General features: G+C 27.0%; 10 protein-coding genes. All 10 read right to left on the bottom strand.

Features of this window, described 5'->3' with window-relative positions; genetic code table 11:
- Nucleotides 1-90 precede the first annotated feature (90 nt).
- The 10 genes from KMP69_RS07790 to KMP69_RS07745 all read right to left on the bottom strand — a co-directional run bounded on the left by KMP69_RS07790 (nt 91) and on the right by KMP69_RS07745 (nt 10,860).
- A complete protein-coding gene (locus KMP69_RS07790) occupies nt 91-867 on the bottom strand; it encodes a sulfite exporter TauE/SafE family protein (protein ID WP_214399896.1) in 777 nt (258 codons plus the stop codon).
- 4 nt (nt 868-871) lie between these two features.
- Nucleotides 872-1,396, bottom strand: coding sequence for an adenylyl-sulfate kinase (cysC, locus tag KMP69_RS07785; protein WP_214399895.1), 525 nt, complete (start codon nt 1,394-1,396; stop codon nt 872-874).
- Between the two features lie 15 nt (nt 1,397-1,411).
- Complete coding sequence (locus KMP69_RS07780; protein WP_214399894.1) at nt 1,412-2,353, bottom strand: DHH family phosphoesterase; 942 nt, start codon at nt 2,351-2,353, stop codon at nt 1,412-1,414.
- Nucleotides 2,354-3,505, bottom strand: coding sequence for a sulfate adenylyltransferase (gene sat, locus KMP69_RS07775; RefSeq protein WP_214399893.1), 1,152 nt, complete (start codon nt 3,503-3,505; stop codon nt 2,354-2,356).
- 526 nt (nt 3,506-4,031) lie between these two features.
- Nucleotides 4,032-4,691 carry an FkbM family methyltransferase gene (locus tag KMP69_RS07770; protein ID WP_214399892.1) on the bottom strand — a complete coding sequence of 220 codons (660 nt, stop codon included), beginning with the start codon at nt 4,689-4,691 and terminating at the stop codon, nt 4,032-4,034.
- A gap of 184 nt (nt 4,692-4,875) precedes the next feature.
- A complete protein-coding gene (locus KMP69_RS07765) occupies nt 4,876-5,799 on the bottom strand; it encodes a sulfotransferase family protein (RefSeq protein ID WP_214399891.1) in 924 nt (307 codons plus the stop codon).
- A 5-nt stretch (nt 5,800-5,804) separates the two neighbouring features.
- Complete coding sequence (locus KMP69_RS07760; RefSeq protein ID WP_214399890.1) at nt 5,805-6,632, bottom strand: glycosyltransferase; 828 nt, start codon at nt 6,630-6,632, stop codon at nt 5,805-5,807.
- Between the two features lie 100 nt (nt 6,633-6,732).
- Complete coding sequence (locus tag KMP69_RS07755) at nt 6,733-7,674, bottom strand: methyltransferase domain-containing protein (RefSeq protein WP_214399889.1); 942 nt, start codon at nt 7,672-7,674, stop codon at nt 6,733-6,735.
- A 19-nt stretch (nt 7,675-7,693) separates the two neighbouring features.
- Nucleotides 7,694-9,601: an asparagine synthase (glutamine-hydrolyzing) gene (gene asnB / locus KMP69_RS07750; protein WP_214399888.1), complete on the bottom strand. Its 1,908-nt coding sequence runs from the start codon at nt 9,599-9,601 to the stop codon at nt 7,694-7,696.
- A complete protein-coding gene (locus tag KMP69_RS07745; protein ID WP_214399887.1) occupies nt 9,601-10,860 on the bottom strand; it encodes a nucleotide sugar dehydrogenase in 1,260 nt (419 codons plus the stop codon). The genes asnB and KMP69_RS07745 overlap by 1 nt, the downstream gene beginning before the upstream one ends.

Raw genomic sequence — 10,860 nt, 5'->3', positions numbered from 1 at the left:
TTATTTAATTTTTATGTAATTAACTATTCTAATACTCTTTTCATGCATATATTTTTAAAATAATTATGAAAGACAATATATGTATATTTTTCATTGATAACCTAAACTAATACAAAATAGTGCTAACAAACATCTTATTAATAATATCATTCCCATAAACAAAATTACTATTGTCATCATTTTTCTTAAATTTTTTTGTTTTATTTTTGAGTTTAAAGACACCCCAACATAAACTCCCGGAATCGTTCCTATGGTTAAATATAGTGCTAAATTATAATTTACACTACCTAGTTCTGCATGCATTAAAGCACCAAGTAGGCAAATCAATAATCCATAAACCAAGCTTGTGCCAATAACTTCTCTTGGAGATAAAGATGTAAAATGCATTAACGCAAAGGTTGCCAGTACTCCACTACCTACTGACGTAAATTGAACAACAAGTCCAGTTAAAAATCCAAATAATATTAGTATATATGTTGACCTGCATTTCACATCTTTGAGAATATCTTTTTTTAAATTCATAAGTGAGGTAAATACAAGCACAACACCAAGGAACAATGTTAAATATTGGTTTATAATGTCCCTATTAAAAAATTTTAAGATAAAATATCCCAATATCATCGAAGGGATGCTCCCAAAAAATAGCATTAATGCAATTTTACTATTAACATTCCCCTTTTTATTATGAAAATAAGAACCTAAACTTTTTGTTATTGAGGCATAGATTAAGTCCGTCCCGATAGCTACAAGAGGTTCAACTCCGAGAAATATTAAAGATGGAGCCATTAATACGCCTCCACCAATGCCTGTTAGCCCAACAATGGCGCCAACAATAAAACCTAAAATAACAAAAATTAAGGGACCCAATGAATCACCCTAAATATCCAAGTTCTTCGGCTTTTTTTATTATTAGTTCAACTTCTTCATCTATACTCATTTTGGATGTGTCAATGATAACATCAGCATTATCTGGTTCCTCATAAACTCCATCATAACCAGTCAAGCCACTAATTTCTCCTTTTAGTGCCTTTGCATATAATCCCTTTGGGTCCCGTTTTATTCGAACATCAAGCGGAGCGTAAACATAAACTTCCATAAAGTTATTTATTTCTTTTCTTGCAAACTCTCTAATGGATTTATATGGAGAAATAAGAGATACTATTGCAATTATTCCATTTCTTGAAAGTAATTTGGCTAGATGAATAACTATTCTATTGTGCATTTCTCTTGCTTCTTTACTAAAACCTAAATTTGGATATAATGTATTTCTTATCTCATCCCCATCTAGAATTTCTACCTTATATCCTTTATTTTTAAGTTTTTCTTTTAAAGCCCTTGCAAGGGTTGTTTTTCCAGATCCACTAGGTCCAGTAAGCCAAATTGTAAACCCATCCATAATATCACTTTCAATTTAGAGATGATTCATTATTGTTCTAATAACTGTATCAATATTATCCTTTTCACAAATGCATCCGAGAACTTCTTTTTTTCCACCGATATTGAATTTTTTGTTTCTTAAATTTTCAATAATGTCTATTACTCTTATCTTATCGGTCATTTTTGAAGAGATTCTAAAATATACCTGAGCATTTCCGTGGAAATCTTTATTAACTACTATTACTCCATCATACTCCAAATCCCAGACAGTTTTTCTGGCAACTTTTGATATAATGTTAAATGGACTTTTAAATTCAATATATGCGATTTTAGCATTTTTGGTATTCATTACTTTAATATTGTCAATTGCTTTTTGTATTTCTTCGTTTATTAATTCTAAATTCTTATTCCACTCTTCATATTCCAATAATTCTTTTGGTTCCATTTCAATAACAATATTTACAGCTTTTTCAACGGCGTTTCTGTTCATTGTAATATAATTTGAATCAATTAAATTTACCAACTTCAATGCTTCTTTTTTATTTATATTTGCAATATCAAGAAGTTTTTTAACTTTTGAAATACTAAATGCCTTTTCTCCAATATCCCCTATAGCTCCAAGTGCAGATAAATAGTTCCAGAAGGAAAAATGGTCAGAAACTACAAAAGATGCTGAGGGATAATTCTTTCCATCTAAAACTGGATTTATCTGTTTAACATTTGGATTTTTAATCTTTTTTTGTATATGGTGATCGATGAATATTGTCTCTTTTTCTATATCTTCTACTTCTTGTGGTAGATTTAAATCTAAAACATAAATTTTTTCAGTTTTTTCAATATGCTCTTTAATTCTATCATCGAATCTAAATTCACCAATTGGAGGAGAGACATTCACAAAATTCTCTAAGTTTAATGCTTTAATAGTCAGAGCTGCTGAAGTTATTCCATCAGTGTCCCAATGGTGAATAATTAGCATTTATTCATCACCTACAAATGGGTTTTCAAAACTCATTATTGTCTCATAAACTTCTTTTCTCATGAAGTATTCTGGTGGTTCTTTTCCTTCAACAATCATATTTCTGATTTTTGTTCCACTGAAGTATTCCCTATCTTCCATTGGGTGAGGACATATTTTTTCATTTACTATACCTTTACATTTTTTGCAATAGAAGAATTCCTTAAAGAACATTGGTGTTATTCCTAAATCAGGGAAGTTTTTAAATATTTCTTGTGCTTCGTAAGGGCCGTAATAGTTTCCAACCCCTGCATGGTCTCTTCCAACAATAAAGTGCGTACATCCAAAATTCTTTCTCATTATTGCGTGATGGATAGCTTCTCTTGGCCCAGCATATCTCATCTCATATCTAACAGTTGCCAAAACTGCAGAATCCTTTGGATAATAATGCTTAAATAAAGTTTCATATGCTTTCAAAATAACCTCATCTTTATAATCGCCTTTCTTTTTCTTTCCTAAAACTGGATTTATAAATAATCCATCAACAAAAGTTAATGCGGATTTTTGTAAATATTCATGTCCTAAATGTGGAACATTTCTTGTTTGGAATGCAACTATAGTTTTCCAAGTATTTTTTTTAAATAATTTTCTTGTATCTTCAGGTCTTAAAGTATACTTACTAAATTTATTAGGTATCTCATTAATTAGTTTTATATCTCCACCAATTAAATAATCTCCCATTTTGTATGTGTTAGCAACTCCTGGGTGATTTATATCTGTTGTTTTAAAGACCTTTTGAGCATATTCTTTTTTATTATATTTATAAATATTATCTACATCCATTTTTGCTATAGGTAACTCATTATAGCATAATAATATTTCATCACCTTCAGTAAAATTAATATTTCCTTCGTTAACATCAAGAACTATGGGAATAGTCCATGCTAATCCGTCAGATAAATGCATATCATTTAAAACTGAAATTAAATCATCTTCCCTCAAAAATCCATCAAGAGGGGAATATATACCATAAGCAATATTCTCTAAATCTAATGCAGCTCTTTCAGATATACTTATTCTTATATATGAATTTTTTTCTTCTAAGGTTCTTTCTTTCGCTTTTTCTGACATTAATCTTTTCACTAGTTTTCCTCCGTGTGGTTTAGATACCATACCCTCACCTATATTTATTTTACTTATAATGTAAAGTTCCTGTATTTCAGATTTTGCCCGATATAAATAATCCCTCTCCAAGATTTTCCATCATTAAGTATTCTCTAAGTTTTTATAAGAATAATTTAAGCATGTTAACTCTTAATACTTTTAAAATAAACCTTACCAAAATGATGTATGTTCTGAAAGTCATTGTCAATGTATCTATTGTCTTCTATAATTTTACAATTTCTAAATTCTCGAATAAATATTGGGACAGTTTTCTTTTAAAATGTTTAAATCGTGCCGATTAACTAGGAGTTTATGTAAATAATCCGTAAGAAAGATCCATCAGAAATGAAGGTATCGTATGCTTTTTTATATTCCCTAAAAAATATCATCGTCAAAATCGAATCGAAGAGATTATATTATTATTAATCTTCTTATTAATCTTCTTAAGAATATTTTAAAGTACATAATAGCTAACTTTAATAGATAGTAAAATGAGATATTTAGTTTTATTTTTTGGAGAGTTTATTATCTCACCTTAAAGTTTTTCAAAATATAGTACAAATATTAACCACTTTTTATCACTTAAATTATTGTAAAGATGTAGTATATTTGATAAACTCATCTCTTTGTTATCTTTATATATTTTATATTTATATCCATTATTTTCTAAAAAATTGATAAATTTTCTAAATATCTTCATGTTATCCTCATTTTTCCCTTCAAAATGAATTTCAATATATCCCTTACAAAAATTGAATTTATTTTTATTTTCCATGAAATATTCAATAATTTCAAATTCACATCCTTCAATGTCCATTTTAATTCCATCAAAATTATATTTATCAATAATTTCGTCAATCCCAACACTTCTTATTTTTATTTTATGCTTTTTATCATACATACCGTATAGATTCCCTCCATAATCAAATTCATCAGATTTATAATAAAGTAGCTCACTAGAACCATGTTTTTTTCTATTTACAACAGCAAAATTATAATATTCTATATTATCAAATTGAGAAACATTTTTAATCAAATATTTAAAATTCTTAGGATCTGGTTCAAAAGTAACAACTCTTTTATTACCATTCATAGCTAAATATACTGCTGATTCACCTAAAAAACCTCCTAACTCCAATATACATTTTAAATTCTTCAAGTATTTATATACTTCATATATGAAGATCTCTTCCAAAACAATAAAAGGTATTATATCGTTCGGAATAACTAATTTATAATTTTTTATAGTTAAATTACAATCTATTCTTTTTCCTAATAGTTTTCTCAGAATTAAATAATAAACAAATTTATAAAAAAATAGATTGGGGCATTTAAGTAAAACAAATATATTATTTTTTAGGGAATTAATTAGCATAATATCACCTATCATATTTCCACAATTTAATTAAATCCATATCAATAATTTTATTTAATTCAAATATTTCATTATAAGTTATTTCTTTTATATAATTAACCAAATTGTTGTCAAATTGTTTCTGTTTTTTATGTGTTAAATTAATTTCCTTTAAGAAATTACCTAATTTCCTCCTAAATTTTAAAGGCAATACATATTTGAGATTGGAATGATAGCCTTTTATTAATAATTTATGAAATAATTTAGATTTTATATCTTTACCTACATTTTCTATTCTTATGTTAGGTTTATATGAACTATCAACGCCTAAAAAATCAAATATTCTTTTAAATAATTTTTTAGGGTCATTTTTTAATTCATCATAAGTTAATATAAGTATTTGATCATTGCCAAACATATCCAAATATTTTGAAATATGGTTATAATATTTTACTCTTTCTGTGTAGTACAATATTGAAGGATTTGGGACATATTTTGGTAGAAATTTCCATTTTTTTCGTAATGGTTCTATTTCAATAGCTTTTTTTAAGTCATCAATAGTTTCTTCTAAATTTCTATAATAATGTGAGTGTAAGGAGTATAAAAAATCAACAGGCTCTCTAATTATATATATAATTTTTGCTTCTGGATTAAATTTATATATTTCTTTTGCAGCTACTTTTGAATATGCATATAGCGTTGAAGATTCTCCTATGATTTTTTCATTTTTAGCATCTCTAAATAGCTCCAAATATTGATCTTCTTCTCTAATCGGATAATATAATTTTTTTCCATGATATCTGTCAGATTCTTCATGGAAATCTTTACAAAAATATGCAGGCTCTTTTACAGGACACATGAAAATATCTGGATGAGTATTTAAAGTATAATGTATCGTAGTAGTACCACATTTTGGCTCCCCGATTATAAAAAGATTAGGTATTTTCAAATTAATCACCTACCTTTTAATTTTATTAGTATAGTTAATATCTTTTTTGGCACAATTTTTATAGACAAAAATATAGAAAAATGCCATAAAAAATTATTCCAATAATAAATATTTTTCCAATAATATTTTTTATGTTTCCATAAAGCTTTTAAAGAATATTTTGAATACTCTATTTGTTTTTTTATTCTACTTCTGTAGTTTTCTTTTAGAACTCTATATTTTAATAAAAATTCCTCAATAATATCAAACTTATAACCTTTTGTTATTAATCTCATCCAAAGCTCAAAGTCCTGAGACCTTTTTTGATTTTCATCATATTTATTTTTCTTTAAAATTTCACTTTTTGCCATTAATGTTGGATGAACCAACAAATGTTCTTTAAAAAAATATTTACTTAAATTTTTAATTTTTTCTTTTGATGGTTTAAATTCTTTTAAAATATTTCCATTTTCATCGATAAAATAAACCCAACTAAATAACAAATCAATATTCTTATTATTTTCCATATATTTATATTGTTTTTCCAATCTTTCTGGTAATGCAATATCATCAGCATCCATTCTTGCGATATACTTACCTTTGGCAATATCCAAACCATTATTTAATGAACCTGCTAAACCTAAATTTTTTTCATTTTTTATGAAAACTATTCTTTTATCTTTTTTTTGATATTCTTTAATAATTCTCTCTGCTTTAACATTGTTTGGATTATCTAAAATAATAATAAACTCAAAATCTTTAAAAGTTTGATTTAGAATAGATTCTATGGATTCTCTTAAATATTTTTCTGGCTCATTATAAGCTGACATTATAATAGATATTTCTGGATACATTATTATCCCCATAACGGATAGGTATTAGTATACTCTAAAAATTACAAGTTTTTCCTTTCATATAGTGTTACTAATATATTATACGCATAAGTTTACATTATTATAATTTTTGACCTTTTACAGAAACAGGCACCTCATTTTTAACTATATTACCTAACTCACCTTCTTTAAACCACTCTATAATTTCATTATAAGTGTAATAGTGTTGATATGTAGGTGAAAGCCAGTCAAAAACTTCCAATGTGTTATATTCTACAGGTTTATTGGGGTCTATTGGTAAAAATCCAAGTGTTATTATACCAATAAATGGAATTTTCCTAATTTTAATTAAATATGGCATAGAATAATTAATTAGTCTCCATAGTTTAGGTTCAGGCAGTCTCTTTGTAAAGAATCTAACACACTCACTTATAGTGTTACCAACCTTTGCCTTTATACCTTCATTAGAATATACTCCAATACAAATATATCCATTTTTTTTCAAATATGGAATTAATGAAAGAAATGCGCTTTTTGGGTTAGGAGTATGATGTAATACCCCTACACTATAAATTATATCAAAAAATTCTTTATTAAACGGAAGGTTGAATAAATCTGCTTTAATAATATGAATATTTTCTCTATACCCAATGTTTTCATAGGCACTATATACTGAATCCGATACATCAATACCAAATACAATTCCACCATACTTATTGGCAATTTCCATGAATCTACCTACCCCACAACCAACATCTAAAATAAATTTATCCTTCAGTTCATCTTTTTTTAGACCAGTAGTTTTAAAAAATTTTATTTCATTTTCATCAGTATATATCATTTGTGTAGTTTTATGGACCTTCCATTCAAAAGAAAATGACTTAGCATATTTATCCTCATTTATAAAAATAGGAATATAATTTTTTATAGGATATAAATTACTACATTTTGGGCATTCAAGTAACCCTTCTTTTATTTCATCATTTTCAATTAATTCTTTTTTTACTCTCAATTTTGATTTACAATTTGGGCAAACAATATAGTTCAAAAGTTCAAATTTCATATAATCACCTATGTTACTATCATTTACTTAATTTTACCATATCTATCCATCTTTCCCACCATTTAATAAATAAAAACAATCTTATTAAATAATTCCTATACAAACTTTGCTCTTTATTTTTAAAAACTTTTTCTTTAAAGAATCTATATAACTCATAGTCAATCTCTTTTAGTATTTCAACTTTTTCAAAAATCTCATTTAAATATTTTTCCTTTAAAATCCAATCGGCTAATGGTGGAGTAAATCCCTGCTTTCCTCTATTAACTATTTCTTCTGGTAAAATATCTTTAATAATTTCTCTCATTAATTTTTTAGTTTTAAATAAATCTATTTTCCATTCAGTAGGGATTTTTTGGCTAAACTCTGCAAACCTATAATCTAAGAATGGGCTTCTAACTTCTAAGGCATTAGCCATAGATGATCTATCTACTTTAACTAAAAAATTATCTGGAAGTGTATTATATAACAAATCAAAGATTCTCATAGATTCCCCTAACTTATTATCTCCTTTTATTAAGCAATATTTCATTTTTTCCGTAGTCCATTTTTTATAAATTTCTGGCCTTATAGCTTCTTCTTTTATTGATTCGGCATAGAACTTTTCTGGATTTATTAGGGATAATCTAAATGCTTCTTTTAATAGATACAAATTAACAATACCATTTAAATTTTTCTTTACTGGTAACTTAGAACCTAAAATTCTCAAAATTTTTGGTAATTTTCTAATAAAATCCATACGATAGCCATTTACATGATTTAAATATCCACCAAAAATTTCATCTCCTCCATCACCACTTAAAACAACCGTAACAAATTGTTTTGCCATTTCAGAGACTTTATACGTTGGAAAACCAGAATAATCCCCAAACGGCTCATCATAAATCCAGCTGTATTTATCAATTAGTTTTTCAAAATCTTCTTCTTTAAAATAGTAATGGTGATGATTCGTCTTAAAATAATCGACAACTATCTTTATATAGGGTGTTTCATCATATTTTCCCTCAAAACCTATAGAAAAAGTATGTAATTTTTTCAAATCGGTAAATTCTCTCATAACTCCAACAACTGTGGAACTATCTAAGCCACCACTTAAAAATGCCCCAACAGGCACATCAGAACGCATTCTTATCTTAACTGCATCATATAACAGCTTTTTACCTTCTTCAATCAATTTCTCTTTATCATAAATTGGATTATATTTTGGTAGTTCCCAATAATAATACTTTTTAATTTCTTTTTTATTTAAATCAAAGATTAAATTTTGCCTAGCCTCTAATTTAAAGGTGTTTTTGTAGATACAGTATGGTGATGGAATAAAACCTAAAGCAAAGTACAACTCAACAGCCTCTTTATTTATATTTTCTTTTTTATTTATTTTTTTTACAGATAAGATTCCCTTTAATTCAGAAGAAAAAACAAATTCATTTTCATCCCAATAATAATAGAATGGCTTAACTCCTAATCTATCTCTTGAACAGAATAGTATATTCTTTCTTTTATCATAAATACAAAATGCCCACATCCCATTAAATTCTTTTACACAGTCATAGCCCAATTTATTGTAAAGTTTTAAAATAATCTCAGTATCTGTTCCAGTCTCTGTCTCTAAATTGTATCTTTCCTTTAATTCTAAGTAGTTATAAACCTCTCCATTATAGACAATAATAATATCCGCTTTATATAGTTCATCATCTCTATAAATTATTTTATCATTTTCAATATTATAACCCATTGGTTGATGTCCTTTTTCACTTAAATCCAATATTGCCAATCTAACATGACCTAAACCAATAGAATAATTTTCTGTATTAAATATGCAAACTCCTTCATCATCAGGTCCCCTATGCCTAATTGTATCATTCATCTTTTTAATTTCTTCTTCTAAAACATTTTCTGAAAATCTTACTATGCCATTAATTCCACACATTACAATCCCCAATAAATAAAACCTTTGTTTTCAATCTCTTCTTTATGGAATTTTCTTTTTATATCTATGAGTATTCCATCATTGTTTAGATGACTTAAAATATCTAAGTTTTCAAAATCTTTATGATTTACTGCATAGATAATTACATCGTATTTTCCTTTAAGTTCTTTTATATTATTTACACCAAATATTCTCTCTTGATTAATTAACGGCTCAACTACTACAATATTTTTAATCCCATAATCTTTCAATTCTTCAATTAAGTCCTTCACTTTACTACTTCTTAAATCTGGAACATTTTCTTTATATGTGGCTCCTAATATGCATATATTTGCATTTTTTATTGATTTATCATATTTTATTAATAATTTAACTATCTTACTTGCCACATACTTAGGGATTGTTTCATTCACTCTCCTTCCAGCAGTTATAAGTTCTGGAATATAATCAACCTCTAATGCCTTTGCCACTAAGTAATAGGGATCTACAGGAATACAATGTCCTCCAACAAATCCCGGGTAGAATCTAATAAAATTCCACTTTGTTGCGGCAGCGTCAAATACTTCTTTACTATCAATACCTAATTTATCAAATAACATTGCTAATTCATTGAATAGGGCGATATTTATATCCCTCTGAATATTTTCAATAACTTTAGCACTTTCAGCTACTTTTATTGAAGAGACAGGATATACTTTAGTAATTTTTCCATAGATTTTACATAAAATTTTAGTTACTTTTTCATTACATCCAGCAACAATTTTTGTTATTTGGTTAATAGTGTGATTTTTATCTCCAGGATTTATTCTTTCTGGGCTATATCCAATATAAAAATCCCCTAATTTCATCCCACTTTCTTTTTCTAAGATTGGTAAGCAGAACTCTTCAGTGCATCCTGGATAGGTTGTAGATTCATACACTACAATAGCACCTTTTTTTAAATTTCTCCCAACAATTTTTGATGCACTTTCCAAAAATCTTAGGTCAGGTTTTTTATCCTTTGTTATTGGTGTTGGCACTGTAACTATTACTATATCACATTCTTTAATTTTTTTCTCATCAGTAGTGAATTCAATATTGTTTTTTATTTTTTCAAAGTCATCTTTTGTAAATTCATAATTTCTATCAAAACCATTATTTAGTTCTTTAATTCTTTCTTCATTAATATCAAAACCAACTACTTTAAAGTGCTTAGCAAAATTCATGGCTAATGGTAAGCCAACATAACCTAAGCCAACAACACATATTTTATAATTCAT

The organism is Methanocaldococcus lauensis, from assembly GCF_902827225.1.
GTDB lineage: Archaea > AGJL01 > Methanococci > Methanococcales > Methanocaldococcaceae > Methanocaldococcus > Methanocaldococcus lauensis.
The sequence above is the reverse complement of the archived record's forward strand: the minus strand, read 5'-3'. Positions and strand labels throughout refer to the sequence as shown.